Below are 25,898 nucleotides of genomic sequence, written 5' to 3'. Positions count from 1 at the left end.
TGATGTCTGGCAACTCAGCGGTGGGCGGAGAGCGGCACCACATTGTTGGGCTGCTTGGCGCTGGACGACAGGAAGCGCTTGATGTTGCGCGCCGCCTGCCGGATCCGGTGCTCGTTTTCGACGAGCGCCACGCGAACGAATTCGTCGCCATATTCGCCAAAGCCGATTCCTGGCGCCACCGCCACGTCGGCGTGCTCGATCAGCAGCTTCGAGAATTCGAGCGAGCCGAGATGGCGGAATTGTTCGGGGATCGGTGCCCAAGCGAACATCGAAGCCGCCGGCGCCGGAATGGTCCAGCCCGCGCGGCCGAAGGAATCGACCATCACATCGCGGCGCTTGTGATAGACGTCGCGCACTTCGTCGATATCGGCGCCGTCGCCATTGAGCGCATGCGCCGCGGCAACCTGAATCGGCGTGAAGGCGCCATAGTCCAGATACGACTTCACCCGCGTCAACGCCGAGATCAACCGCTCATTGCCGACGGCGAAACCCATGCGCCAGCCCGGCATGGAGAAGGTCTTCGACATCGAGGTGAACTCGACGCAGACATCGATCGCGCCCGGCACCTGCAGCACCGACGGCGGCGGATTGCCGTCGAAATAGATTTCCGAATAGGCAAGGTCCGACAGGATGATGATGTCGTTCTTCTTGGCGAAGGCCACCACGTCCTTGTAGAAATCGAGCGAGGCGACCAGCGCGGTCGGGTTCGACGGATAGTTGAGGATCAGCGCCAGCGGCTTCGGGATCGAATGGCGGATGCCACGCTCGACCGCCGGGATGAAACCGTCGTTCGGCTCGACCTGGAGCGAACGGATGACGCCGCCCGACATGATGAAGCCGAAGGCATGGATCGGATAGGTCGGATTTGGGCACAGGATCACGTCGCCGGGAGCCGTGATAGCCTGCGCCATGTTGGCGAAGCCTTCCTTGGAACCCAGCGTCGCCACGACTTGCGTATCCGGATTGAGCTTCACGCCAAAGCGGCGCGCATAGTAATTGGCCTGAGCGCGACGCAGGCCCGGAATGCCGCGCGACGACGAATAGCGATGGGTGCGCGGATCGCGCACGACCTCGCACAGTTTATCGACGATGGCCTTGGGCGTCGGCAGGTCCGGATTGCCCATGCCAAGGTCGATAATGTCGGCGCCGCGCGAACGGGCGCTGGCCTTCAGCCGGTTGACCTGCTCGAAGACGTAAGGCGGAAGCCGGCGAACCTTGTGAAATTCTTCCATGGCAGTTCCAGACAGCGAGGGGGTTTCTGGGCGCGCGATATAGACCTATTTGCAGGTAGGGTCGAGGGTAAGGTCACATTTGCCTTCGATCTGCTTAAGCGTGTCGCCGCCGTGCTGCTTCGCCAGCGCGGTCAGTTCGGCCGGGTTGGTGGGCTTGGCCCCGCGGTTCTTCGCGGCCTGGGCCCGCTCGTCAGCCTTCAACTGCGCAAGCTTGGCGTTCTTTTCAGCTTCGGTGAATTGCGGCGCAGCCACCTTCGGCGGAATGTTCAGGTTTGGGAAGGTGGCCGTATCCTTGGGGCCTTCCACACCAGCGACAGGCGTCGAGCCTTCCATATTGGTGCTAGAACAACCACTTATGGCCAGCAGCACGATCGCAAGGCCCGCACGGCAAAAACGACCAGTCCCGGAAAAAACGGTATCGCCAATATCAATCGTCATATTGTTTCCCTGGCAACCGGGTTACAGCATATTGGACCCGGTCTGATGTCCCGTGATAATATGTCAAGAAAACGCTTCGGGAGGAACCCCGCCAGCCATGTCCAAAACACCCGATTCGGGCAAAGCGGAAGATGACGAGCGTTCGACCGTCGAGCAATATCTGGTGAAGGACCCGGAACGCTTCGCCCTGAACATGGCGCGCATGATCGAGCAGGCCGGCAAGGCCGCCTCCGCATGGGCCGAACCGCGTGAAAAAGGCGAAGTGCGCGACACAGTCGCCGAGCCGGTTGTCGACATGGTGAAGACCTTCTCCAAGCTCAGCGAATACTGGCTTGCCGATCCGCAGCGCGCGCTGGAAGCCCAGACGCGGCTGTTCTCCGGCTACATGACCGTCTGGGCCAACGCCATTCAACGCACCGGCAATGCGGCCGAAAGCACGGAAGACGCCGTCAAGCCCGAGCGTGGCGACAAGCGGTTCCTCGACCCCGAATGGGGCCGCAACGCCTTCTTCGATTTCCTGAAACAGGCCTATCTCGTCACCTCGCGCTGGGCGTCCGAACTGGTCGAGCACGCCGAAGGTCTGGACGACCACACTCGCCACAAGGCTGGCTTCTACGTCAAGCAGGTGTCCAACGCCATCTCGCCGTCGAATTTCATCCTCACCAATCCCGAGCTGTTTCGCGAAACCGTTGCCTCGAACGGCGAGAACCTGGTGCGCGGCATGAAGATGCTGGCCGAGGATATCGCCGCCGGCAAGGGCGACCTGAAACTGCGCCAGGCCGACTATTCGCCCTTCGAGATCGGCAAGAACATCGCCACCACGCCTGGCAAGGTGGTCGGCCGCAGCGATGTCGCCGAGATCATACAGTATGATCCCTCGACCGAGATGGTGCTCAAGCGGCCGCTTCTGATATGCCCGCCATGGATCAACAAATTCTACATCCTCGATCTGAACCCGCAGAAATCCTTCATCCGCTGGGCGATCGAGCAGGGTCATACCGTGTTCGTCATCTCGTGGATCAATCCGGACGAACGCCACGGCGCCAAGAACTGGGAAGCCTATATTCGGGAAGGCCTGCAATACGGCCTCGACACCGTCGAGAAGGCGACCGGCGAACACGACGTCAACGCGATCGGCTATTGCGTCGGCGGCACGCTGCTGGCGGCGGCGCTTGCGCTGATGGCGCGCGAAGGCGATGACCGTATCAAATCTGCCACCTTCTTCACCACGCAGGTGGACTTCACTCATGCCGGCGACCTGAAAGTGTTCGTCGACGAGGAGCAGGTCGCGGCCGTTGAGAAATCGATGAGCGAGAAGGGCTATCTCGACGGCACCAAGATGGCGACCGCCTTCAACATGCTGCGCTCCGGCGACCTTATCTGGCCCTACGTCGTCAACAACTACATGCGCGGCAAGGATCCCCTGCCCTTCGACCTGCTCTACTGGAATGCGGATTCGACCCGCATGGCGGCGGCCAATCACTCTTTTTATCTGCGCAACTGCTATCTCGAGAACAACCTGTCGCAAGGCACGATGGAATTGGCGGGCCAGACGGTGTCGCTCGGGGATGTCACCATTCCCGTCTACAACCTCGCCGCCAAGGAGGACCACATAGCGCCAGCGCTTTCGGTCTTTCTCGGCTCAAAATATTTCGGCGGCAAGGTCGAATACGTGATGGCCGGATCCGGCCACATCGCCGGCGTGGTCAATCCGCCAGCATCCAACAAGTACCAGTATTGGACCGGGGGAACGCCGACAGGGGATTTCAACCAATGGATCGCCAAGGCCACCGACCATCCCGGTTCCTGGTGGCCACACTGGCAAGGCTGGGTCGAGGCCAAGGACAATACCCGCGTACCCGCACGCGTCCCGGGCAAGCATATGAAAACCCTGGGCGATGCTCCCGGCACCTATGTCAAGACGCGTGTGTAACGGACTGTAATGTCTGGTGAGTTGACGGCCCGGTAAAAGCGGGCGAAATGTGGCGTCAACCACGAAGCAGCCTTAATTCGTCCGCAACTGCTGAATTTCCGTCAGGCTTGCGGATTTGACACAGGTCTCGTTTCCGGGTCGGGGACAAGAATCATCGCGACGCAGACGTTCAGTCGCCGCGCCACGATGCACCGGCCGGACACCGAGGGGGAAATTGTTTTGAAATCAGCAGGATCGTGCCTGGCGAAGGGAGAAAGTCGCGCTATCGCGGCCGCGCTCTTCTCCGTGCTTCTGGCATCCTGCACCTCGGCCGGCGACCCCACAATGTCGGTCGGCATGCCTGGTTACAATGCATCGTCGACGGAAATGGGCACTGCCTCGGCCATGCATCAGGTGGCGACGGCTGATTCTTCGGCACAGTTGGCGGCTCATCCTCAGATGATGATGACCGCCGAAGGTGACGCCGCGCTGCCCGAGGAAGTTGCCTATGTGCCGATGGCCAAGCCGGAGGTGGCCTTTCCGATCACGACGCCCGCGGCCGCCGAAACGATTGCCGGCACCACGCCGCAACCGCTGACGCAACCCACGCAGACGAAGCAGGAAACGGATGCGGTCGCCGCGAAGATCGCCGCCGCCGATGCCGAGGTGACCGCGCCCACACCCGAGCCCAAGCCCGCGGCTCCCGCGATGAACAATCCAGTCTATGTGACGGCCGCGCAGACACCACCACCGCAGGCCGACGCACCGAAGAAAAAGGGCTTCCTGGCCTCGTTGTTCGGCGCCACGCCGGCTTCGGCCACCCCTGCTCCGCTTGTCAACGCGCGTCTTGGCGAACAGCCCTCGACGGCTCAGGCGAAGGCAACCCCGCCCGCACCACAGCCGGCCGCGGCAAAGCCGATAATTACCCTGGCAACAACCGATTCCGCTTCAAAGCCGGTACAACTCGCCTCCGTGGGCGGCGATACCAGCCACTACTCCAGCGATGCGCTGCCCGGCGTGCGCCAGACGGCCTTGTTCGAGATCAAGCGCAAGTCCGGTCTCGACGACGAAAGCGACGTCGACCTGAACGAGGATGAAGGCTCGGGCGGCCCCTATCAGGTCGCCTCGGCCGCCGGTCTAGCCCGGCTGGCGCCGAATGGACTTCTCAAGCAGAACGAGACCGTCGATGTCGCCTGCCTGAAACCCTCGCTGGTGCGTGTGCTGAAGACGATCGAGGGCCACTATGGCCGCAAGATGGTCGTGACCTCTGGCTATCGGGATCCGACCCGCAATCGCCGTGCCAACGGCGCCAAGAATTCGCTGCACATGTATTGCGCCGCCGCCGATATCCAGGTGCCAGGCGTGTCGAAGTGGGAGCTGGCAAGCTATATCCGCACCATGCCCGGCCGCGGCGGCGTCGGCACCTACTGCCATACCGAGTCGGTGCACGTCGATGTCGGCCCCGAGCGCGACTGGAACTGGCGGTGCCGCCGGCGCAGTGGCGGCAGCGATGGCGGTGACGGCTAACCCGGTTCAGCGCCTCCATCTGGCGCTCGCAAGGCACGGCCACCGCCAGAATTAGACCGCTGAAAACACTCCTGTGAAACAATCGAAAAAAGTTGTCGCAGGCAGCGACAGACGGGTTGCCGGCTGCGAACAACGCAACTATAAGCCCCACATCTGAGCGCGCCCATCGTCTAGCGGTCAGGACACCGCCCTTTCACGGCGGTAACAGGGGTTCGATTCCCCTTGGGCGTACCAGACATTTCAAGATGTAAAGCGACGCAGCGAAAATGTCAGACAAATCATTCGTGTCTTGTCGCTTTGACGATTAACATGCGCGGCCCCGTGTGTGGCCTCACCTGGAGTCTTGAGGTTCGACAATCGGCCCGTCGTTTTATGACTACGATGGCATCGGCCCTTGCCGCCTTGGATTTTGGCGACACGCCGGTTGATGCATCCTTCGTCGCGGCGGCAACGCCCTGATCCGCGAATTTGAAATCGCTCGTTCTGCCGCTGACTACGCGGCGGCCCTGTTGTCAGATTCTCCCAGCCACCCCATGCCGGCACACCCGACGCATGTGACCGTCTTTCCCGGACAACCGGTATGGTGGGTCCCTTGCGGACAGCAATGCCCGTTTGACGCGCACCATCGCGAGCAATCAAAAACCCTGCCGCCACCATGGCAGCGCGGGCACTCCGTCTTCACCGCAGTCATTGACTCAACCCAATTCGGAGCTTCCGCTCGAAGCGCAGCACTGCCCGCAAGTAACAGAGGTCCCTGCGTTTTCAAGCACGAAGCCCTGACTTAAATTGGGTCAATCCGGGCGCGGCTTCCGGCGTGACGGGATGGTCGCGCGGCCGGCGAGCGCCCTGGTCAAAGATTGAAGACATGCGACGCGATCAAGCCGGCGAGCAGCACGCCCGAAAGGAGAGCGATGATCGATGCAAGAAACCAGCGCAGCGTGACCTGATAGACCGGCTCGTCATCGTCTTGCGGAAGCAACGCCCGCCACAGGGCGACGAACTGAAGGGCGATGGCCAGTGCGAGCAGGAGCGTCGCCAGGATCGAGGCGACCGTCCATCCGCCTTCGGCTTCGAAGTTCCAGTACCGAAGGAAAAGGAGCGAAAATCCGAGCAGCACGGTGATCGCGGAGATGACACCCTGCCGGTAGCCGCCGGGCAAGGGAATCTTGCGCGCCCTTCCTGCCTGAAGACCTGGCTCGATGGTTTCCGGGCGATCGATCTGGCGATCGGGATGGTCGTCCTGGCGCTCGGGCGGGTCGATCATGCCTTCACCATACCGCCGGCGTCGGCATCGTCAAATGGTGATGGTTTGCAAGGGTATCGCTCTCAGGTGGCCCGCAAATCCGGAGCTAATCAGAAAACCCACCGATAAAGTCCTTGGAGCCCGGCCATGACAAGAACGATGAGTCCGTTCGAGATAACCCCGACCGCCGCCAACGTCCATGCGGCATCGCCAGTCTGGCCGAAGATGACGAACGGGAAAAAGCCAGCAATAGCAACAAGCGTGGCGACAAGTGCGAGCCATCCGGCGCCCTGACGCTCAACCAGCCTGCAAACGAAAAATGCAATGCCTACCAGGATGATCCTGATCGGATCGAGTATTTGTGCGAGAACGATAGCGGTCAAAAGCATGGCCGCGCACTGAACTTCAAAACCCTCGGCCTTTCAAGGTCCAAGGGTCACAAGTCTGCCGATGCAACGCAAGCCTTCGAGAGCCGGCACTATACCTTCGGACAGGCGGCTATACCTTTGGAGGCCGCCCCCTGGCTGGACTTGACCGCGATTCGGCCTGATGTTGACTGCGGCTAGTCCCTCCCACCCCCCCCGCATAGACGGGGCTAGTCATGCAAAGAGCCCGCTGTCCACCAGAACGGACAGCGGGCTTTTCAGTTGTATCGATGACCAAGTGCCCGTCCACTCCGGGACTGGGCATTGGGCAAAATGGCGAAACATTTCGCGAGCAACAGGTCGACCGGGGGTATCGCGCCGGCCGACCCGCTTCGTAAACGCTGTGGTCATTTCGAAGATGGCACCGAACGCGGAAAAGCCTCGTCCACGGTGCCTCGATCCTACTTCAGCCCGAGCGTGCCCTGCAGCGTCGAGAGGTCCTCGGCCAGGGCGGTCACCGGCCCCTGCAAAGCCTTGCGGTCATCGCCGGTAAGCTTGTCATAGGCGGCGAACGATCCATCGGCGGCGCGATACTTGGCCAGGATGTCATCGACGGTCTTGAAGTTGCCGTCGATCTTGTCCGACAGGCCCTTGTCGGCCTGGGTGGTCAGCGGCCGCAGCAAGTCGACGATCTTCTCGGCGCCGTCGACATTGGCCTGGAAATCCCACAGATCGGTGTGGCTGTAGCGATCTTCCTCGCCACTGATCTTGGACGATGCGACTTCCTCGATCAGGCCGGCGGCGCCACCCACCATCTTGTCCGGCGCAATGGTCAGCGTCTTTACGCGCTTCTGAAGGTCGAGCACATCGGCATTCAGCTTGTCGGCAAAGTCGTGCATGTCCTTCGTCGAGCCCTGCACGAAGAGCGCGTATTCTATGCGATGAAAGCCGGTGAAACCCGGATCCTGTTCCGCTTTCTCATGGTCGCTGGCGCGCGAATCGATCGATCCGTCGAGATCCGAAAAGAGTTCGGCGATCGGCTCGATTGCCTCGTAGTGGACGCGTGTCGGCGCGTAGAGCGCCTTTGCCTCATCAAGCCTGTCGGCCTTCACGGCCGCCGTGAATTTCTCCGTCTGGGAGACGAGATCGTCGACACCCTTGGACACATAGACCTTGTAGTCGGCGACTGGTTGGACGAGCGCCATTGGATCGATGGCCCCCCAGGCGAAATTCGACAGCGCGAGGCCACAGACGCCGGCAAGCGCGATGGAACGGAAATTCATGTTTCAGGCTCCTTTCTTTGTTGCTGAAGGACTTTCTTCCGATTGATCGAAACGTTCGGCCGCCTCCAGCATGGATTGACCAAGATAGCTGTGCTGATCGGGAACGCCGGGAAGGGCGAAGAAATAGCCGCCGCCGACGGGCTTGATGTATTCCTCAAGGGGCTCGCCATTCAGCCGGCTCTGGACGGCGATGAAGCCGGCATCGAGATCAGCCTGGAAGCAGATGAACAGGAGGCCCATGTCGAGTTGCCCCGCCTTGGTCACTCCGCGCGAGAAATTGAACGGACGCCGCAGGATCAGATTGGCATCGGTCGCCGCCGTGCGCGGGTTTGCGAGCCGGATGTGGGCGTCCAGGGGAATCTTGTCTCCCTTGGGATCGTCAGCATATTGGGGGACGTCTTGCTCCGCCTTCATGGTCAGCGGCGCGCCTGAATACTTTTCGCGGCCGATGATCGTCTGCTGTTCGACAAGCCGCGTACGGTCCCAGCGCTCGACGAAATTGCGGATGATGCGCACCACCTGGTAGGTGCCGCCGGCGGCCCAGTCCTGTTCGTTCGCACCCTGGCGCGCCCAGACGATCCGGTCCATCAAGGCCGCATCGGACGAATCGGGATTGGCGGTGCCATCCTTGAAGCCGAGCAAGTTGCGGGGCGCTTCCTTGCGCTCGCCGGGCTCGCGCGGTGCCGGCACGAACCCATCCTGCTGCCAGCGCACCATCAGGAGATCGGGCGTGTGTTTGACCACGTCACGCAATGCGTGGATGTTTGTCTCCGCCGTGTTCGAGCAGATCTGCAGCAGGAGGTCGCCATGACAGCGATCAGCCTCCAGCGCATCATTGGGAAACTGGTGCATCGTCCTGAGTCTTGCCGGCTTGACGCCAGCAAGGCCGAAACGATCATCAAACAGCGACGCGCCGACGGCGACCGTTACGGTAAGATTGTCCGGCGAGACGACCGGCCCCAGCAGACCGGAATCAGGAGGCGGAAAATCCAGCTCACCTACAGGCGCCACACCGCCTTCCATCAGGAACGCGAGCCGCTCGGTCAGAATGCGCATGAGGCGCTGAAGATCGGATCTCTTCCTGGCCAGAACATCAAAGGCGACCACCAGTCCCGCGGGCGGTCGCGACGAGGTGATGCCGGCCTGGTGAATTCCGTAGAATGGTTGGCGGTCGTCAATGGCTGCCAGAGGTGAAGCCGCAACGCCGGCGGCCGCCATCGGGCAACTGTCTGCACGAGCCGCGGAGGCGCTGACGATCGCCCCACCGGCAGCGCCCAGGCCAAGGAGCAAACGACGGCGGTCCAGCGACGGGCCGATGCCCGACTGTTTCGTGGCGTCGACGGATTTCCCTGCCATTGTCATCACCTCAAGACAGACCGAGGGCGCCGGACAACGCGGCCAAATCGTTCGCAAGCGTGACCATCGCCTGCTGCAAGGCAGCGCGATCGTCTTCTGTCATCTTGTCGTAGGTTGCGAAGGAACCGTCGGCGGCGCGGTATCTGGCCAGGATCGCGGCAACCGTCGAGAAATCGATATCGAGGCGGGTCGTCAGCGCATTGTCGGCCTTGGCCAGCACTGGCCGCAAAAGATCGACGATCTTCCTTGCGCCATCGACATTGGCCTGGATGTCCCACAAATCGGTAAGGCTGTAACGACCGCCCTCGCCTGCGATTTTCGAGGACGCAACCTGTTCGATCAGGCTGGCGGCACCAGCCGCCATCTTGTCAGGAGGAACGGTAAGCGTCCTAAGCCGTTCGCCAAGTTGGGCGACATCGATGGAGAGCTTGTCGGCCAGCGGCGCCAGGCTGGTGGTATTCGATTGCGCGAACAGCCCATATTCAATGCGGTGAAAACCACCAAAGCCGGGATCGGCTTCCTTCTTCTCATAAGCGCCTGCGTTCGCATCGATGGCGGCATCAAGATCGGCGAAGAGTTCGGCGATCGGCTTGATGCTCTCATAGTGCGCGCGCGCCGGCGCGTAGAGCTTGCGGGCGGTGTCGAGATCGCCGGCCTTGATGGCATTGGCGAATTTCACGGTCGCCTCGCCAAGCCCCGCCGCTTCCCCGCCAAGATAGACCTTGTATTCGGCCATCGGTCCGATCAGGTCGACCAGTTTCGGCTTCACGGAAGCCGGCATGGCGCCGGTGACATGGAGCTTGCCCTTGGGATTGGTGAGCAGGCCGCAGGTGATTTCGTAATCGCCGGGCTCAAGCGTGGTCGTCAGCTTCTGTGTAAAACCTGGCGCGATGTTCTCGCGCTCGTCCACCACCATGACGCCGCTGAGAATCTCCCACTCCAGCGCGCGCGTGCTCTTGTTGACGATAGAGAAGGTCACCTTGCCCGCCGGCACGGTCATGTTCTCCGGGTCGCATGCCCTGGCGCTGACCGTGACCGTCGCCTCGGCGACCTTGCCGGGGGCCGCACTGGACGGTTGGACGGGCGGAGCCGCGGCTCCGGCAACGGGCTTCGACGCGCCCGTGTCACCGCCCTGTTGCCAGGCGTAGTAGCCGCCACCCGCCGCGATCACCAAGAAAGCCACGACGGCCGCGATCTGAGATTGTTTCAATCGGCCAGACATCGCCCCTACCCTCAAACGGCGCCGGGACGGCGCGAACCGTCCGGTGCAGGCTTGGAAGAAACTGGACGAGGAGGCGCGGGCACAAAAAGGATCAGCGCGGGAACCAGATAGAGCAGATAGACCAGGACCTCGCCGACGGTTGGCTGGTCCTGATAGCCGAGGATGCCAGCCAGCACCGATCCAAGCGCGCTGTCCATGGGCAGGATGGAGCTGAGGTCGAAAGCCGTGGCCTGCAGGCCGTTCCACAGCCCGGCCTCGTGCAAGGCGCGCAACGAGCCGGCAAGCAACCCCGCCGCGACAAACAGGATGAAGAAGCCGGTCCAGCGGAAGAACATCCGCAGATTGAGCTTTACGCCACCATGGTAGATGAGCAGGCCGACAATCACGGCAACCGCCAGGCCAAGCACCGCGCCAAGCGGCGCGCCGATGCCCACTTCGGCGCCTTGCTGGAAGGTGGCGAGCAGGAAGAACACCGATTCCAGTCCTTCACGGGCAACGGCGAAGAACACCATGCCCAGCAAAGCCATCGATTGATGATCGCCGGTGCTTAACGCGTGGTCGATCGAGTCGTGGAGTTCGGCCTTGATCGAGCGCGCCGCCTTCCGCATCCAGAACACCATCGAGGTCAGGATAATGACGGCTACCAGCCCGACAGCTGCCTCGAACATCTCCTGGATTCGCTGCGGGAATTCGCCGCTCGCAAGGTCGAACGCAATGCCGACTGCGAGTGACATGGCGACCGCAAGACCGACGCCCACCCAGACCAGCGGTAGCCAGGCGCGACGGCCCGTCTGGCGCAAATAGCTCGCGATGATACCGACAATAAGCGCGGCTTCGATGCCCTCGCGCAGCATGATGAGGAAAGGAACCAGCATTCAAAAGCCCTGGAGCCGTTCATCCAATTTTCCGGCTACGTGGGCTGCACCTACACCCTTGCGAATGGAGGCAACAAGAAAAATGCAGAAACACGATCAGATCGAAACATCACAAATTCGCGAGCACACACACTTTATAATTATTCTAAGGTGGAATGGACAGTATACGTTCCGCACTTACTAAATTTGTCAAAAATAATTTTGAAATGAATCATGAGTCTTTGGCGAACGCAGCGCAAAAATCCCGACATGCCCGAACTTCACCTTAGGTCACTAGGAATATATAACATCCAAGGAACCTGATCTTCGGGGCCACAGGTCTCGAAACGATACGCCCGAACAAACCTGAGCCTCAATTTCATCATTAAGCGACGATTGGGCTGACCGCTTAAACTTGACCAAAGACAGAAAGATTGGTGATCGGCTGCGCCGCGAACAAAGGTGCCGACTGCCGTTTCGGCGTCGACTCAGGCGACGTCACGGTCAACGTGTGCATCTCTCTTTGAACCGCAGCGAAGAAGCGCCGGACCTCATCGCTTGCCGAGGCTCTGTCCTTGCCCGATCCGACGACGCGATCGAGGAGCTCGCCCGCCGTGGCCTTCCAGAACGATGTGGCGGTATCGCCGTGCAGCTTGTCTAGCTGGGCCGCCACCTCGCGAACCAGGACGATCTGACGGTCTATCGGAAAAACTCGCACTTCTGCTGAATGCATCTTTCACACCATGAGACTGACGCAACGAATCGAACGCTGCCCTACAGTCGCTGGCGTAACCGGGAAGGTGAAAACGGACCCTTAACGACGATTCACGAAACGTGATCGACGCTTGCGCCCACTGCCTCCAGGCCGAAAAAACCGGGGTTGTCAGCGCTAGACCCGCAGCGCCCTGGCCTCGCCACCACGCTTGCGGGTCACCATCATGTCGCGGGCCATCAGGCCGCTTACCCGGCAGAACGCCATGAAGGCGCGGCATGCATCTTCCGTCTTCACTACATCGACAGTGGCGCCAAAACACGCGTTAAAGGCCTTCTGATAGACCGGCCCCTGCTTGCGCGCCGGCCAATCCTGCAGGAAATCCAGCGCCTGTTCGACGCCATAGATCTCCTCGACAGCCATGCCGGGCTCGAGTGCGATGCGCACCGGAACCTCGAATTGCAATCTGTCCATTCCAAGTCTCCCAAACCAACCTCGAGAGCCTAACGCGGTTCGTCTTAAAAAGTTGCCTGAAGCGGCTTTTCGGCAAGGAAATGTGTCGCTACTGCGACCACGGCAATGCATGCCGTGGTCGTCCACAGTCATCCGCGGGCGTCACGCCAGTCCTCCAGCAGCTGAGGCCGGACCGTGCCCCCCCACAAGTTCACTGGTTTGCCGGATCGGTCTCCGCTTCATAGCTCATGCGGGCGACCACCAGCAGGAGGTAGGCCGACGGCACCGCGAAGATAGCGCCGAGAACCATGGCTCCCGTTCCTGAAAGCCTGAGCGTCTCGGCGGCGGCCCAATAAACAGTGCCGATACAGATGATCGCCTGAACCGAGAGAAACAATGCGGCCATCGCCGCGCGCGAAAGTGTCTTGAATGTCCTGATACGTTCCATTGAAAACAGTCCGAATGACGCGTCACGTCGCCGATGCACGGCCAACGGCCGCCGCAGCGGCGTGCGACGCGGAAGGATTTATGGATGAAAGCTGAAAGTGCCGGTCAGACGGACGGCGGCGCGCGTGGTCGGTTGGCGTTGGACCGCGGTACGGTAGAGACCGCGGGTACGACCAAGCGGTCAACCAGCGACGTGCGATCGAGCAGGAGGAAATCGGGTGCCGGAGACAACAGGGCGGGGTTGCCACCAGCAAACTTTGCAAACACCGGCCGGCCGGAGCGGACTTCGAGTGCCTGAACCTTGCCGGCTACGCGCAGCAGCGCGGCCGCTTCGCCGCTCCGTTCAAGACTGAGGCTTGGGCCGTCCGAGCCGGCACCCGAAAATCTCGGCGCGCCCGGCTGGCCTAGACACAGCAACGCGAACAGCAGCAGGCCCACAAGACATGAGCAGGCTGCCGTCATCGGCGTGTCGAATGACCTGATACGCTTGAAACCCAAGGCGCGTGTCTCCAAAATCGTCAACCCGCCCTACCGCGGATGGACAAGAAAGGAAAGGAACGCGGGCAGCGGCGAGAACATCGAATTGGCAGGCGCGAATCTCCGCCATCTTCGGTCGTCACGAACAGTTCTTCCTTGAACCTTTGGCCTTCAAGTGCCAAATCTGGAGGGATTTTCACGCCGGCTCATATATAAAGGGCCTTACCCGCCAAAACGGACACAATGGTCACCTATCTCGACGCAGCCACCGCACCGCTCAGAAATACCGGGCAGATCCGCCTCTACGGCGAAGAGGGCTTTGCCGGCATGCGCAAGGCCTGCGATCTTACCGCACGTTGCCTCGACGAACTGGTGCCGATGGTCGAACCTGGCGTCACAACGGACACAATCGACCGTTTCGTCTTCGAATTCGGCATGGATCACGGCGCGCTGCCGGCAACGCTCAACTATCGGGGCTACACGAAATCGTCCTGCACTTCGATCAACCACGTCGTCTGCCATGGCATTCCCGACAACAAGCCGCTGAAGGATGGCGACATCGTCAACATCGACGTTACCTACATCCTCGACGGCTGGCATGGCGACTCCTCGCGCATGTATCCGGTCGGAAGCATAAAGCGCGCAGCCGAGCGTCTGCTCGAAGTTACCCATGAATGCCTGATGCGGGGCATCGCCGCGATCCGGCCGGGAGTCCGCACCGGCGCCATCGGCGCCGCCATCCAGAGCTTTGCCGAAGGCGAGCGATGCTCGGTGGTGCGCGATTTCTGCGGCCATGGCGTCGGCCAGCTGTTTCATGACGCGCCGAACATCCTGCACTATGGCAACGCCAATGAAGGCGTGGAGATGCGACCAGGCATGATCTTCACCGTCGAGCCGATGATCAATCTCGGCCGGCCGCACGTCAAAGTTCTTTCGGACGGCTGGACCGCCGTAACGCGCGACCGGTCGCTGTCGGCGCAGTATGAGCACACGATTGGCGTGACCGAGACCGGCTGTGAGATTTTCACGCTGTCGCCCAAAAATCTCGACCGCCCCGGCCTGCCTGCCTAGCATTTTGCCGTCGCCGTATATGAGCGGCCCAGGCTGAGCGCGCTCGCCCCCAGTCCAAAAACACATGGCCATCGAAGGCGGCCCCGTCAAATCCTGATTGTAACAAGCCTTGCTGCGGCCAGGGGTCTCGACCGCCCAGTGCTGCCGGACTAGTGTCTGCGTCTGGGGTGAACACGGGCGGCAACGGGACAATGAGCGACGACGAACGGAGTTTCTTCTCCGAAGCACCAATCCGACCGCCGGCAAAGGCCTCGGCGGTTCCGGAAAAGCCGCACTATCTCGGCCATCGCGATCGATTGCGCGAGCGCTTTGCCAGCGCCGGCCCGGATGCCCTGCCCGACTACGAACTTCTGGAACTCCTGCTTTTTCGTCTGATTCCGCGCGCGGATACCAAGCCTGTCGCCAAGGCACTGCTGGCCCGCTTCGGCACGCTGGCCGAAGTGCTTGGCGCCCCTGTTGGCCTTCTCCAGGAGGTCAAGGGCATCGGACCCGCGGTGGCGCTCGACCTGAAAGTCGTCGCGGCGACGGCACAGCGCATGGCGCGCGGCGAGGTCTTGGGCCGCGAGGTGCTATCGTCCTGGACGCAGGTGCTCGAGTATTGCCGATCGGCCATGGCTTTCGAGCACCGCGAGCAGTTCCGAATCCTGTTCCTTGACAAGAAAAATGCACTGATTGCCGACGAAGTGCAGCAGCGGGGTACAGTCGATCACACGCCGGTCTATCCCCGCGAAGTCGTCAAGCGCGCGCTTGAACTCTCCGCCACGGCGATCATCCTGGTGCACAATCACCCATCGGGAGACCCGACGCCGTCGCGCGCCGATATCGAGATGACCAAGGAAATCATCGATGCCGGGAAGCGGCTGGGCATCTCCGTCCATGACCACATCATCATCGGCAAGAAAGGCTATGCAAGCATGAAGGGCCTGCTGCTGATCTGATCAAGGTGGATCGGTCTTGCAACTGCTCGCGATCCGGCCGACAGCCTGATCAAAGCCAGCAAGATCGAAATCGGCCTGGCCGCGTCCAGAAAGCAATCCGAACCGCCAGGAAAGCAGGAGCCGGTTTGCGGCAACCAGGCGCTTGACGCCATCGGCTCCGTCCCGAACGAGCATCCTGCCGCGCGGACTGACGGACCAGCTCTCATCGAGTTTTTTGCTGCCGTCGATCGCAACCGACATGGTGATCTTGCGGCTGGCGGAGACTGCATCGTTCAACTGCAGCCATTCGGTCCAGCGCGGCTCGCCGTCGGGCCGGCAAGCAATGGTCAATACGGGACTGTAGCTCAGGGCTCCGCCGCCCGTGACAAGCTTGTTCGTGGCATAGAGCGACGCCGTGACCAGGCCATCGCCGTTCTCGGCGAAGCGCCACTCGCCAACAGCGGCCTCGGCACGCGCAACACCGCACGCCCCGGCAAGAACAAGCGTCGCCGCGACGGCTAGCCCAGTATCGAAGAACAGCCTCAACGATCTCTCCACCAACCCTGCACCGCGCATCCTAGCGCAGATAATGATCAAAGCTTGGTGTCGCCATCGCGCCAGCCCGCAAGATGGCCATCTGTTGCAGTTTCGCAACGAAAAAGGCCGCCTCAAGGGCGGCCTCTCTCAATCCATCGGAAAATCGCTGTTACTCGGCGTCCTTGGCGGCCTTCTTCTTCGGCGCGGCCTTCTTCTTGGGCTCTTCCACGTCGTCGCCAGCCTTGTCGTCAGCCGCCTTGGCCTCTGCCTTTTTCGACGCGGCCTTCTTGGCAGGCTTTGCCTTGGCGGTGGTTTCGGCCTCCTCGTCGTCGGCCATCAGCTCTTCCTTGCTCACCTTGACGTCGGTGACGGAAATCTGGCCGAGCAGGTGATCGACAACCTTCTCCTCGAACATCGGTGCGCGCAACGTGTTTAGCGCTTCAGGGTTGCTGCGATAGAATTCGAAGACTTCCTGCTGCTGGTTGGCCGGATAGCGGCGGACCTGCTCGAACAGGCCGCGCTGCAACTCCTCATCGGAAACGGTGACGCCGGCCTTCTCACCGATTTCAGCCAGAACCAGACCGAGGCGCACGCGACGCTCGGCAAGGCGCAGATACTCGGCACGAGCCTCTTCTTCCGTCGTCTCTTCGTCGGCGAAGGTCCGGCCAGCAGCTTCCAGATCGCGATTGACCTGGGCCCAGATGTTGTTGAACTCGGCTTCGACGAGCTTCGACGGGGCTTCGAACGAGTAGGACGAATCCAGCTGGTCGAGCAGCTGGCGCTTGACCTTCTGGCGCGTCATGGCGCCGAACTGGCTCTCTATCTGGCCGCGCACCACGTCGCGCAGGCGCTCCAGCGACTCAAGACCGAGATTCTTGGCCGTCTCGTCGTTGATTTCCAGCGCGCCGGGCTGGGAGACTTCCTTGACGGTGACATCGAAGGTGGCTTCCTTGCCGGCGAGATGGGCTGCCTGGTAGTTGTCCGGGAAGGTCACGGTAACCTGCTTCTCATCACCCGCCTTGCTGCCGACGAGCTGGTCTTCGAAGCCTGGGATGAACTCCTTGGAGCCCAGCACCAACGGCTGGTCCGTGCCGGCGCCGCCGTTGAAGGCCTCGCCGTCGATCTTGCCGACATAGTCAATGGTCACGCGGTCGCCATTGGCGGCCTTGCCGGTCTTCGGCTCATAGCTGCGCGCCGATTCGGCGACACGCTGGACCTGCTCGTCGATCTCGGAATCCGGCACCTCGAAAACCTGACGCGTCACCTTGATGTTGGAGAAATCCTTGATCTCGATGGCCGGAATGACCTCGTAGTTGAGACGGAATTCGAAATCGACGCCGCCAGCCAGGATCTTCTCGGCTTCCTTCTCGTCCTCGGTCATGATGACTTCAGGCTGCATGGCGGCTTTTTCACCGCGGCCCGAAATGATCGAACGGGTCGAATCATTGAGAATCTCGTTGACGACTTCGGCCATGAACGACTTGCCGTAGACCTTGCGCAGGTGCTGTACCGGCACCTTGCCGGGGCGGAAGCCGTTGATGCGAACCTTGTTCCTGGCGTCGGAAAGCCGCGCCATCAACTTGGCCTCCATGTCACCGGCCGGCACGGTGATCTTGATCTCGCGCTTGAGACCGGAGTTGAGGGTTTCGGTGACCTGCATAGTAAAACCTTTGTTTTCACCAATGAGACTGCCAAACGGCTCCTGCCGTTCACAGCCTGCCGGTATATTCTTGCCGGGAATGGCTTTTGGTACGGAACCTGGCGATTTGACCGGAAATACGGCCAAAATCCTCCCAAACTGCGCCCCAAAATGTGAATAAGTCTTTGTTTTTCCTACTTCTTATCACATTCTGCAGAAGCGGATCGTCGCGTCCCGTCACATTCGACACGCCTTTTGTCACAGGCTAGGCCAATTTTCAACCATCTTCGCGTTTTCACACATGGCCGTCATATTGTCCCCGACATTGACAGAATGATGGCTACGTGGGATTGCCGGTCCATGCGGATGTGGCGGAACTGGTAGACGCCCTGGATTTAGGTTCCAGTGCCGAAAGGCGTGGGGGTTCGAGTCCCTTCATCCGCACCACGACCAAAGCGCACAATTCCCCGTAACAAGCTGATTTTGCTCCATAAAATCGCCTGTTGGAAAAGTTCGATTGCGCATGCAGTCGATATCATGCCACAAATCATGCCACCTAACCTGTCGCAACAGGGCTTTTTCAGGGTGCGCAATGGGTCGAAATCGTAAGCAGTCCGACACCGAAACCGACGACGATCGGTATCTCGCGGTCATCAATGGGTACTATTGGTACAAACGTCGCGTTCCGAAACTCCTGGCTCATTTGGACGCACGTGCGCCGCAGATCCGCATGACGCTGAAGACCAAGGAAAAGACCCTGGCTCGGCGCAAGCGCGACCAGCTCGAGGCAGCCGACAACAATCTCTGGTCATCCTATGTGGTCGACGGCAAGAACGATCCTGCCCGCCTGCGCTACGATGCGGCGGTGCGCCGGGTCGAGGCCATGGACTTCACTTTCCATTCGGCGGCCGTTCTGGAGCACGTCGACAATTACGATGATCTGCGCCGGCGCTTTGCCGCGGTGAAGGAAAGCAGCCAGCGCGGCGAACTCGGCCCTGCCCTGCTCGGCGCGATCGAGGTTCCCAAGACCAAGGTCAGCGATGCCTTCGATACCTATTGCAATGAGATTGTCGCCGATGAGCTGCTCGGCAAGAGCGAGGTCCAGAAGGCGCAGTGGAAGAAGGTGAAGCAGCGCGCCGTCAACAATTTCATCCTGCTGGTGTCCGACAAGCCCATGGATGAAATCACACCTGATGACGCACGCACGGTCTACAAGCACTGGCTGGGCCGCATCGTGCCGAAGAAGGGCGAGAAGGCGACGGCGTCGGCCAACTCCGGCAACCGCGACCTGGGCAACATGCGGGTGCTGTACGAGGCCTTTTTCAAATACCAGGGCGATGCGCAGCGGCCCAACCCGTTCGACGGCTTCAGCTTCTCGCAGAAGAACAAGAAGTCGCGGCCACCTATCCCGACCGAATGGATACGCGACACGGTAATGAAGCCCGGCAACCTCGCCACGCTCAACGATGAGGCGCGTGGCATCCTGCTTATGATGATCGAAACGGGCGCGCGGCCAAGCGAGATCTGCAATCTGGACCCGGCCAATATCCGCTGGTCGGCCAAGGTGCCGCACTTGTCGATCGAGCCTCGCGAAGATCCGGACGATCCGCGCGAGATCAAGACGGAATCATCGCGGCGCCTGGTGCCGCTGATGGGCGTGGCGCTGGAGGCGGCGGAGCGGCACAAGGGCGGCTTCCCGCGCTATCGCAATCGCGAAAACGATCTCTCGGCCGTGCTCAACAAGTTCCTGCGCTCAAACGGCCTGTTTCCGACGCGCGGTCACACCGTCTATTCGTTCCGGCACTCATTCGAGGACAGGATGAAGGAAGGCGGGATAGAGGATGAATTGCGCCGGATCCTGATGGGTCACACTGTCGACAGGCCGAAATACGGATCGGGCGGTGGCCTGGAGTGGCGTCGGCAGCTGCTTATGCGGATCGTGCTGCCGTTTGATCCTTCGATCGTGTGAGGCGGGCGCGCGCCTCGGCAAGGATGGCATCGGTCTCCTTGCGCTTCTTCAGCTCAAGCTGCGACCGCCGCCACAACGGAAGATAGAGGTCGGCCTTGCGGCCGGCCAGTTGCATCAGTTCCGCCAAGAGGTCGAGGTGGCCCTCGATCTCCTCGACGGTAAGCGGCGGCAGCGGTCGCGTCGCCCAGGACTGGCGCGGCCGGGCTGTCATTCGATTTCGACCGGTAGCCCCAGATAGAGCAGCACGCCGTCGATGATCGCGGTGGCGATCAGCAGGCCGAACAGGACGCGGCGCACGATGGCCGGGTCGGCGGGGACGGCGTCGTTGCAGTCGTCGCCGCACATGCATTCGGGAAAGTTCTGGCATCGCACCAGCGGCTTGCCGTCCGGCGGGATGGTAATGATTTCGAGATGCGGGCGCGTTTCCATCAGCGCACCCCCACGGCAAGGCTGACGAAGGTCATGCCGAAGGTGAAGGCGGTCGCCAGGGCAAGGCGGATGCGCATGTCGGCGAGTGCATTGCAGGCGCGGTCAAACATCGGCGTGACCTCCCTGCCCCAGCTCGGCCAGGATCTGGGACGGCTTCTGGCCGGCTGAAAGCTGGCGGGAAATCCAAGCTTCGGTGTCGGGTGACTTCTCAGCCGCCGCCAAAAGAGCGGAAGCGACGTCGAGTGCCTCCTTACGAATGTGCGCAGTCTCGCGACCGTGAACGGTGTACGTGACAAGAGAAGCCATGGCCGTCAACCGACGTTGCGGATGGCGCGGGCCTTGGCGAGGTCGCACGCTTCCTTGGCGTGCTTCTCGATTTCGGCCAGCGTGAATTCGGTGTGCTCAGACAGGACGTCCTTGGTGACGGCGGTGCCGTTCATGCCGAGTTCAAGGACGCGGTCAGCCATACGCTCGACGATAGACCGGCCGATGACGGCGCGTGATGGCGCGCGGGATTGGCGGGGCTGCGTGGTGATCATGAGACTTTGCCTCCATCGCTGAATTGCGAATGGCGGCGAACATCACATATCAACATAAAACATGTCAACATGTATCGTGTTGATGCGAGCACGAATCGTACTGCTCGACGAACGCGTCGAATCAATTATCCGTGAATTTGTTCTTGATGTGTTCTCTTTACTGAGTCATGCTGTCGCACATAAAACAGGCAGGGAGCCGATAAGAATGAGGGTGCAGTGCGTCCATGGATGGGCATCATGAGAGCCGCGGCTTGCAATGATAATCCCCACGCGTCGCGACTGATCATTGAACTGGCCAGCGTCTACGTCGCCTGCGACGACTGCGGACACTCAAGGATCCTACGGCTGTCAAATCTGGCCAAGGCCAACGAACTGGGCGCTCATACCTACCAGGCTTTGTGCCGGCACCTCAGTTGTAGCGAGTGCCCGCGAAAGCCTCCTCGATCACGCAATCTCACGATCCGTCCGACATGGATCGAGGTGCCTACAGGCTCGCCTGAAACACAATCTTATGCACCGAGAAGACCCGCTTTGTCGGGAAATCTAGCATCTCGCTTTCGCCTTCGTCCGGATTCAGCTGACGAAGCCGCACCAGGCTGCTCGAACGGGAGACAAACTGCTTGATGTAGCTCTCGCGAGTTTCATCGTCGTCGTCGCCGACCACCTGAACCACCACGAAATCGCCGGAACGCACGGGTTCGTGCGGATTTATCCAGATGGTTTCTCCCGCAAAATACCGGGGCTCCATGGACGTCCCGAACACGCGCACCGCATAGGCGCCGTCGACGTTCTCAAGCATGGGAGGGCAAAAGACGCGCCCTGCCTCCTGGCCGTTGAGAACGAATCGCCCGTTTGGCCCGCCGACGGATTGACCCAGCACTGCGATCGTCCCGACCTGGGGAAACTGTTCGTACCGGGGCGGGAAGCTGGCGTTCGGCTTTGGCATCGCATCCTTGCTGGCGACAGGAAGGCGCTGAACGGTGGCAGGCGTTCCCGTCAGCAGATGAGCGGCCGTAGTGCCGAAACGCTTCGCATACCGCTCGGCCTCGACAGGGCCGAATTCGTTCTGGCCGTTTTCGTGGGCGCGGAACGTCGACGCTGAAATGTTCATCGCTTCCGCCGCCTTGGCGGCTGACGTGTAGCCAGCATTCTCCCTGGCTGCACGCAGCCGCTCACCCATCGTTTCCATAGGCGCGACAATCGCAAATGCTTCAACACTAATCATGTTGACATGCAAACACGATTGATGTTGTATCCGCGACCATGCAAACGGTGCACGACATATTCGAGGCGTTGGGCGGAACAGGCGCGGTGGCCAAGGTCATCGGCGTGAAGCATTCCGCCGCCTCGGAGATGCGCCGCCGCCAATCGATCCCCGTCAAATACTGGCCGGCGCTGATGGAGCGAGCGTCGCAGGATCGCCTTGCCATCGACAGCGACGTACTTGTTCGCGTGCATGTCGCCGCGTTTACTGAAGGCAGGGCCGCATGAAACACCGCCTCGACTCTTCCTTCCTCGCCGACCGTGGCGCGCGCTTCGCGCAAGTCGGCGCCTATCCTCTCGCGTCCTCCCATGTCGCGAAGCCTGCCGCGCCGGCGGTCAACCCTTCCCCCGCCGGCGCGGCTTTTTCCCGTTTCACCGAAACCTGTCCGGTTGCCCCCGTTGACGGACAGGCCACGGGGCGGTCGGCTGCCCCCACTCCGGCCGGCCGCCCCGTCACCCTTTCGGAGGCCTCGGCCTTCATCCTGTCGCTGATCGCCGCCCATGAGGGCCGCAGCGAGCGCGACGTGCTTGCCGAGATGATCGCGGCCGCCGGCAAGGCCATCGGCCTTTCCGCCCTGCTTTCGCGCGATGCCGAGGGCATCGACCTGGCCGAACTGCCGGGCTTCGCCCGCGCGGCGGCGAACCGGTTTCGAGGTGGCGGACCATGAGAACATCTGCTTGCGGGCCTCCGTGAACTGACGCCCGCACATTGAATCCAAAAAACCCTTCCCGCCACGGGAAACGACGCCGGGATTTCCCGGCGCGGGAAACCTTTTGCCGCGAGGACAGCCATGGTTCCGAATGCCAACGCCCGCCACTTCCTGCTCAAGGCCAAGCAACGCGACCTGATCGCCGCCGCCGGCGGCATCGAGCGCGCGGCGATGATCTGCTCCTATTCCAAGAGCGTCGTCGGCCGCTGGTACAATCCGGACAGCCCGGAGTTGATGGAACTGCCTGCGATCTTCGCGCTGGAGGAGGAAACCGGCCGCTTCGACATGAGCGAGGCGATCGCCTCGTCGCGCGGGCGCCGGTTCGCCGAAGACGAGGCGACGCCCGTCAATGGCTGCGTGATGTCTGCCCATGCCGAGACGGTGGTGCGCATGGGCGAGCTGATGACCGAAGGCGCCCTTGCCTTCGCGGACGGCCAGCTGACGCCAGCCGAAAGCCAGCGCATCGACCGGGCCCTGTCGAAGGTCGAGGCCGGCACCGCCGAGTACCGCAAGATCCTGGCCGGCGCGCGCGCCAGCGGCGGGCTGAAGATCGTCGGGGGCGAATGATGAACGCGCGCTTCCTCTGCCTTTCATGCGTGCAACCGATCGAAGACGGCGAGCCTACCTATCCGGACGTGTCTGGCACGCTCTGCCAAGTCTGCGCGCCGACCTATTCGATGCTGCTGGACGAAAACGAGGCTTGCGGCTTCGTCAATCTGGATGACGAAAGCCCCATGTCGGCTGAACAACGGCGCGCGCTTTATGACGCGCACATCTCGGCGGGCGACAAGCCCAACGATTCCATGGCGACGGTGGACTGATGCGCACCGTGCTCGACATGATCGCCGGCCGCGACGCGCCGCAGCCGCATGGCCAGACCGGCCTTGGCAGGATCCTCGCCGATCTCGAAAGCCATCAATGCCGGTTTCCGCTGCGCGGCGAAGGCGCGGCGACGCGCTTCTGCGCGGCCGAAGTGAGTGACGCCGCGTGGCTGCCCGGCAGTCCGGGCCGCTGTTACTGCGCCTTTCACCAGCGTGTGACGGTCGGGCGAGGCACCGAAGCGGAGCGCTCGGCGCCGCGCGTGCTGGAAAGGCTGGCGGGATGATGGACAGGCGTGCCGCCATTGCCGAGCGCATCGCCGCCGCCGTCGAAGTCGTCGACGGCGGCTACATCACGTTGTGCTGGCTGTGGACCATGGGCGACAGCGGCAAGGGCCGTGGCGGCGGTTATCCGCGCATGAAGCTGAACGATCGCACCTGCGCTGCGCATATCGTCAGCTACACGAACGAATTCGGCTACGTGCCGCGCAACAAGCAGATCGACCACAAGTGCCACAACCGGCGCTGCGTCAATCCCGACCATCTGGAGATGGTCAGCCACATCGAAAACCAGAAGCGCCGCGACATCGCCAATGGCGTGGTCCGGCGCAAGCGCAAGCGTCGGCGGAAGGCAGTGGCGAAATGAGCGACCTGCAGCCGCACCCGCTGGCCGAACTGTTTCCGATGCTGCCGGAACAGGAGATGCGCGAACTGGCCGACGATATCGTCACCTATGGCCAGCGCGAACCCATCGTGCTGCTCGACGGCATGGTGCTGGACGGGCGCAACCGGCTGGCGGCCTGCCGCTTCGCCGATGTCGAGCCGGTGCTTGTCGACTTCGAAGGCGATGATCCGCTTGGCTTCGTTCTGTCGCTCAACCTGCATCGCCGGCACCTGAGCGAAAGCCAGCGCGCCATGGTGGCAGCTCGGCTGGTCGACTGGGATCGCGGCATCAACCAGGCCACTGCCGGGTCAGCAAATTTGCCGACCCGGGAAGCCGCGCGCCGGCTGTCGATTTCGGAACGCGCCGTCATTGCCGCCAAGCGCATTCGCGACCACGGCACGCCCGAACTGGTCGAGGCCATCCGCGACGGCCGCGTTTCCGTTCATGCCGGCGAGGCGCTGTCCGACCTGGCGGTCGAGGCGCAACGCGAGGTCCTGGCGCTGGAGGAAAAGCGCATCGTGGCGCGGGCCAAGGAAATCCGCGCCGCACGGCAGAAGCTGCGCCATACGGTGCGCCTGGCGCATATGGACATGGTGCGGGAAACTGGCCGCGCCACCTCGCCGGGCAAGCTGCCGCGTAGATATTCGGTCGGCTATGCCGATCCGCCGTGGAAGTTCGGCGTCCATTCGGAAGTGACGGGCCGCGAGAAGAGCGCGGAAAACCACTATCCCACGATGACGACCGACGAGATCATCGCGCTGTTTCGCGAGCTCGATCCGTTCGCCGACAATGCGGTGTTCTTCTGCTGGGCGACGAACCCGATGCTGCTCGATGGGCTGCGCCTGCTGGATGCGCTGGGCTTCACCTATGTGCATCACTGGATCTGGGACAAGGAAGTCGCCGGCACCGGCTATTGGGGCCGCGACCGCCACGAAATCCTGCTGATCGGTCGCCGCGGCGACGTGGCCGCGCCCCTGCCCGGCTCGCAGCCGGAAACCGTGCACCGCGAGCGCAAGACCCGCCATTCCGCCAAGCCCGATTTCTACGCCGAGACGATCGAGCGACTGTTCCCCGGCATCGCCCGGCTGGAACTGTTCTGCCGCTCGCCCCGGCCGGGCTGGGACCATTGGGGCTTTGAGGCGGGTCCATCGGAAGGTCCAGTGGACCTTCCGCCCGCCGAGAAGGCCGGGGAGATTGCGGAGCAATCGGGGCCCCCGGCAACGGATGACGCGCGCCCCTCGGTGACCGCTGCGGATTTTGCCGAATTCAGGATGCTTGGCGCGATTGCCGACGGCATCGGTGTTTCCGGCCCTCTGTTCGAATCTCTGCAAGAACAAGGCCTGATTTGGGCCGGGAAAGAACTCTCCGTCGGCGGAGCCAAGCGCCTCGCGGAATTGGGTAGGTTGGTCGATGCGGCCTCCGATGGCGATGCCGTGAACGTGCAGCCCAACAAGCGCGGTTTCAAGGACGCCCTGAGTGACTGGACCGAACTCAACAAGCTCAAGGCTCGCGGCGACGATCTGACCGCCGATGAAGCCGCGCGGCTCGCGGAACTCACGCCTGTTGTGGAAGCCGAACTGGCGGCCGGAGCCGACAAAGCACCAAAGCCGAAGCGCGCGCGCAAGGCGGTGCCGGCATGAGCGACCTCAAAAAATTCGTGGCCTTCGCTAGTGCCGATACCCTCGAAATGCGCCGGCTGCTGAAGCGGATCGACGAAGTGCCCGCCAATGACTTGGCGGCGCATATTTCGGCGTTGCGCGTTCAACACGCAATGATCGGCCGCGACCCCGACAGGCTGCAGAAGGCGGTGCCGGCATGAAT

The 25,898-nt window shown here is 61.8% G+C and carries 31 protein-coding genes and 2 tRNA genes; 16 read left to right on the top strand and 17 right to left on the bottom strand.

The features are described 5' to 3' along the window. Positions 1-14: 14 nt before the first annotated feature. Positions 15-1,232, bottom strand: a complete 1,218-nt coding sequence (locus ACO07C_RS03210; protein WP_421912787.1) for an LL-diaminopimelate aminotransferase — start codon at positions 1,230-1,232, stop codon at positions 15-17. Between the two features lie 45 nt (positions 1,233-1,277). Then, positions 1,278-1,670, bottom strand: coding sequence for a hypothetical protein (locus ACO07C_RS03205; RefSeq protein ID WP_421912786.1), 393 nt, complete (start codon positions 1,668-1,670; stop codon positions 1,278-1,280). Positions 1,671-1,767: 97 nt separating this feature from the next. Here ACO07C_RS03205 and phaC point away from each other — a divergent pair, with 97 nt between their 5' ends. From phaC to ACO07C_RS03190, 3 genes are all read left to right on the top strand, one after another. Continuing rightward, the gene (gene phaC, locus ACO07C_RS03200) at positions 1,768-3,603 is read left to right on the top strand and encodes a class I poly(R)-hydroxyalkanoic acid synthase (protein ID WP_421912785.1); all 1,836 of its coding nucleotides are present in this window, start codon (positions 1,768-1,770) and stop codon (positions 3,601-3,603) included. Positions 3,604-3,816: 213 nt separating this feature from the next. Continuing rightward, positions 3,817-5,109 (top strand): D-Ala-D-Ala carboxypeptidase family metallohydrolase, encoded by a 1,293-nt coding sequence (locus ACO07C_RS03195; protein WP_421917428.1) that lies wholly within the window; start codon positions 3,817-3,819, stop codon positions 5,107-5,109. A gap of 159 nt (positions 5,110-5,268) precedes the next feature. Beyond that, positions 5,269-5,343: transfer RNA gene (locus ACO07C_RS03190), tRNA-Glu, on the top strand. A gap of 616 nt (positions 5,344-5,959) precedes the next feature. Here ACO07C_RS03190 and ACO07C_RS03185 read toward each other — a convergent pair. Further along, positions 5,960-6,373 carry a hypothetical protein gene (locus ACO07C_RS03185; RefSeq protein ID WP_421912784.1) on the bottom strand — a complete coding sequence of 138 codons (414 nt, stop codon included), beginning with the start codon at positions 6,371-6,373 and terminating at the stop codon, positions 5,960-5,962. A 113-nt stretch (positions 6,374-6,486) separates the two neighbouring features. Between ACO07C_RS03185 and ACO07C_RS03180 the strand changes: the two genes are divergently transcribed. Continuing rightward, complete coding sequence (locus ACO07C_RS03180) at positions 6,487-6,918, top strand: hypothetical protein (RefSeq protein WP_421912783.1); 432 nt, start codon at positions 6,487-6,489, stop codon at positions 6,916-6,918. Positions 6,919-7,178: 260 nt separating this feature from the next. Here the strand turns inward: ACO07C_RS03180 and efeO (ACO07C_RS03175) are convergent, their stop codons facing one another. The 8 genes from efeO (ACO07C_RS03175) to ACO07C_RS03140 form a co-directional block, all read right to left on the bottom strand. Then, positions 7,179-8,000, bottom strand: a complete 822-nt coding sequence (efeO, locus tag ACO07C_RS03175) for an iron uptake system protein EfeO (protein ID WP_421912782.1) — start codon at positions 7,998-8,000, stop codon at positions 7,179-7,181. A gap of 3 nt (positions 8,001-8,003) precedes the next feature. Continuing rightward, entirely contained in the window at positions 8,004-9,356 is a 1,353-nt protein-coding gene (gene efeB, locus ACO07C_RS03170) for an iron uptake transporter deferrochelatase/peroxidase subunit (protein WP_421912781.1), read from the bottom strand. A 10-nt stretch (positions 9,357-9,366) separates the two neighbouring features. After that, a complete protein-coding gene (gene efeO, locus ACO07C_RS03165) occupies positions 9,367-10,566 on the bottom strand; it encodes an iron uptake system protein EfeO (protein ID WP_421912780.1) in 1,200 nt (399 codons plus the stop codon). A gap of 23 nt (positions 10,567-10,589) precedes the next feature. After that, positions 10,590-11,453, bottom strand: a complete 864-nt coding sequence (efeU, locus tag ACO07C_RS03160; protein ID WP_421912779.1) for an iron uptake transporter permease EfeU — start codon at positions 11,451-11,453, stop codon at positions 10,590-10,592. 388 nt (positions 11,454-11,841) lie between these two features. After that, positions 11,842-12,165 (bottom strand): DUF6074 family protein, encoded by a 324-nt coding sequence (locus tag ACO07C_RS03155; RefSeq protein WP_421912778.1) that lies wholly within the window; start codon positions 12,163-12,165, stop codon positions 11,842-11,844. Between the two features lie 156 nt (positions 12,166-12,321). After that, entirely contained in the window at positions 12,322-12,618 is a 297-nt protein-coding gene (locus ACO07C_RS03150; protein ID WP_421912777.1) for a DUF982 domain-containing protein, read from the bottom strand. Positions 12,619-12,808: 190 nt separating this feature from the next. Continuing rightward, positions 12,809-13,045, bottom strand: a complete 237-nt coding sequence (locus ACO07C_RS03145; RefSeq protein WP_421912776.1) for a hypothetical protein — start codon at positions 13,043-13,045, stop codon at positions 12,809-12,811. A gap of 104 nt (positions 13,046-13,149) precedes the next feature. Then, entirely contained in the window at positions 13,150-13,542 is a 393-nt protein-coding gene (locus ACO07C_RS03140; RefSeq protein WP_421912775.1) for a hypothetical protein, read from the bottom strand. Between the two features lie 222 nt (positions 13,543-13,764). Here ACO07C_RS03140 and map point away from each other — a divergent pair, with 222 nt between their 5' ends. Together map and radC are read left to right on the top strand one after the other, a co-directional pair. Further along, positions 13,765-14,592 (top strand): type I methionyl aminopeptidase, encoded by an 828-nt coding sequence (gene map, locus ACO07C_RS03135; protein WP_421912774.1) that lies wholly within the window; start codon positions 13,765-13,767, stop codon positions 14,590-14,592. Positions 14,593-14,783: 191 nt separating this feature from the next. After that, complete coding sequence (radC, locus tag ACO07C_RS03130) at positions 14,784-15,530, top strand: RadC family protein (protein ID WP_421912772.1); 747 nt, start codon at positions 14,784-14,786, stop codon at positions 15,528-15,530. Here radC and ACO07C_RS03125 read toward each other — a convergent pair whose 3' ends face one another. Further along, a complete protein-coding gene (locus tag ACO07C_RS03125) occupies positions 15,531-16,055 on the bottom strand; it encodes a hypothetical protein (RefSeq protein ID WP_421912771.1) in 525 nt (174 codons plus the stop codon). It lies immediately after the preceding gene. A 160-nt stretch (positions 16,056-16,215) separates the two neighbouring features. Then, positions 16,216-17,706, bottom strand: coding sequence for a trigger factor (gene tig, locus ACO07C_RS03120; RefSeq protein WP_421912769.1), 1,491 nt, complete (start codon positions 17,704-17,706; stop codon positions 16,216-16,218). 341 nt (positions 17,707-18,047) lie between these two features. On the opposite strand from tig, the gene ACO07C_RS03115 reads away from it, so the two are divergent. Beyond that, positions 18,048-18,132: transfer RNA gene (locus ACO07C_RS03115), tRNA-Leu, on the top strand. 145 nt (positions 18,133-18,277) lie between these two features. Further along, a complete protein-coding gene (locus ACO07C_RS03110; RefSeq protein ID WP_421912768.1) occupies positions 18,278-19,654 on the top strand; it encodes a tyrosine-type recombinase/integrase in 1,377 nt (458 codons plus the stop codon). Here the strand turns inward: ACO07C_RS03110 and ACO07C_RS03105 are convergent. From ACO07C_RS03105 to ACO07C_RS03090, 4 genes are all read right to left on the bottom strand, one after another. Further along, on the bottom strand, positions 19,614-19,865 hold the full coding sequence (locus ACO07C_RS03105; RefSeq protein ID WP_421912767.1) for a hypothetical protein: 252 nt from the start codon (positions 19,863-19,865) through the stop codon (positions 19,614-19,616). The two genes, ACO07C_RS03110 and ACO07C_RS03105, sit on opposite strands and share 41 nt — an antisense overlap. Continuing rightward, positions 19,862-20,083 carry a hypothetical protein gene (locus tag ACO07C_RS03100; protein WP_421912766.1) on the bottom strand — a complete coding sequence of 74 codons (222 nt, stop codon included), beginning with the start codon at positions 20,081-20,083 and terminating at the stop codon, positions 19,862-19,864. The genes ACO07C_RS03105 and ACO07C_RS03100 overlap by 4 nt, the downstream gene beginning before the upstream one ends. A 311-nt stretch (positions 20,084-20,394) precedes the next feature. Further along, positions 20,395-20,622, bottom strand: a complete 228-nt coding sequence (locus tag ACO07C_RS03095) for a hypothetical protein (protein WP_421912765.1) — start codon at positions 20,620-20,622, stop codon at positions 20,395-20,397. 484 nt (positions 20,623-21,106) lie between these two features. Then, positions 21,107-21,847 (bottom strand): XRE family transcriptional regulator, encoded by a 741-nt coding sequence (locus tag ACO07C_RS03090; RefSeq protein ID WP_421912764.1) that lies wholly within the window; start codon positions 21,845-21,847, stop codon positions 21,107-21,109. A 38-nt stretch (positions 21,848-21,885) separates the two neighbouring features. Here ACO07C_RS03090 and ACO07C_RS03085 point away from each other — a divergent pair, with 38 nt between their 5' ends. The 8 genes from ACO07C_RS03085 to ACO07C_RS03050 all read left to right on the top strand — a co-directional run bounded on the left by ACO07C_RS03085 (position 21,886) and on the right by ACO07C_RS03050 (position 25,896). Then, a complete protein-coding gene (locus ACO07C_RS03085; protein WP_421912763.1) occupies positions 21,886-22,113 on the top strand; it encodes a carph-isopro domain-containing protein in 228 nt (75 codons plus the stop codon). Beyond that, the gene (locus ACO07C_RS03080; RefSeq protein ID WP_421912762.1) at positions 22,110-22,553 is read left to right on the top strand and encodes a hypothetical protein; all 444 of its coding nucleotides are present in this window, start codon (positions 22,110-22,112) and stop codon (positions 22,551-22,553) included. Before ACO07C_RS03085 ends, ACO07C_RS03080 begins: the two co-directional genes overlap by 4 nt. Before the next feature lie 123 nt (positions 22,554-22,676). Further along, positions 22,677-23,162, top strand: a complete 486-nt coding sequence (locus ACO07C_RS03075) for a hypothetical protein (protein ID WP_421912761.1) — start codon at positions 22,677-22,679, stop codon at positions 23,160-23,162. After that, positions 23,162-23,416, top strand: coding sequence for a hypothetical protein (locus tag ACO07C_RS03070; protein WP_421912760.1), 255 nt, complete (start codon positions 23,162-23,164; stop codon positions 23,414-23,416). The genes ACO07C_RS03075 and ACO07C_RS03070 overlap by 1 nt, the downstream gene beginning before the upstream one ends. Beyond that, positions 23,416-23,700, top strand: a complete 285-nt coding sequence (locus ACO07C_RS03065; protein ID WP_421912759.1) for a hypothetical protein — start codon at positions 23,416-23,418, stop codon at positions 23,698-23,700. The genes ACO07C_RS03070 and ACO07C_RS03065 overlap by 1 nt, the downstream gene beginning before the upstream one ends. Further along, positions 23,697-24,059: an HNH endonuclease signature motif containing protein gene (locus ACO07C_RS03060; RefSeq protein WP_421912758.1), complete on the top strand. Its 363-nt coding sequence runs from the start codon at positions 23,697-23,699 to the stop codon at positions 24,057-24,059. Before ACO07C_RS03065 ends, ACO07C_RS03060 begins: the two co-directional genes overlap by 4 nt. Further along, positions 24,056-25,717 carry an MT-A70 family methyltransferase gene (locus ACO07C_RS03055; RefSeq protein ID WP_421912757.1) on the top strand — a complete coding sequence of 554 codons (1,662 nt, stop codon included), beginning with the start codon at positions 24,056-24,058 and terminating at the stop codon, positions 25,715-25,717. The genes ACO07C_RS03060 and ACO07C_RS03055 overlap by 4 nt, the downstream gene beginning before the upstream one ends. Beyond that, on the top strand, positions 25,714-25,896 hold the full coding sequence (locus ACO07C_RS03050) for a hypothetical protein (protein ID WP_421912756.1): 183 nt from the start codon (positions 25,714-25,716) through the stop codon (positions 25,894-25,896). Before ACO07C_RS03055 ends, ACO07C_RS03050 begins: the two co-directional genes overlap by 4 nt. Positions 25,897-25,898 lie beyond the last annotated feature (2 nt).

The organism is Mesorhizobium sp. (assembly GCF_965229135.1).
Lineage (GTDB): Bacteria > Pseudomonadota > Alphaproteobacteria > Rhizobiales > Rhizobiaceae > Mesorhizobium.
This window is presented reverse-complemented; position numbering and strand designations above follow the sequence as displayed.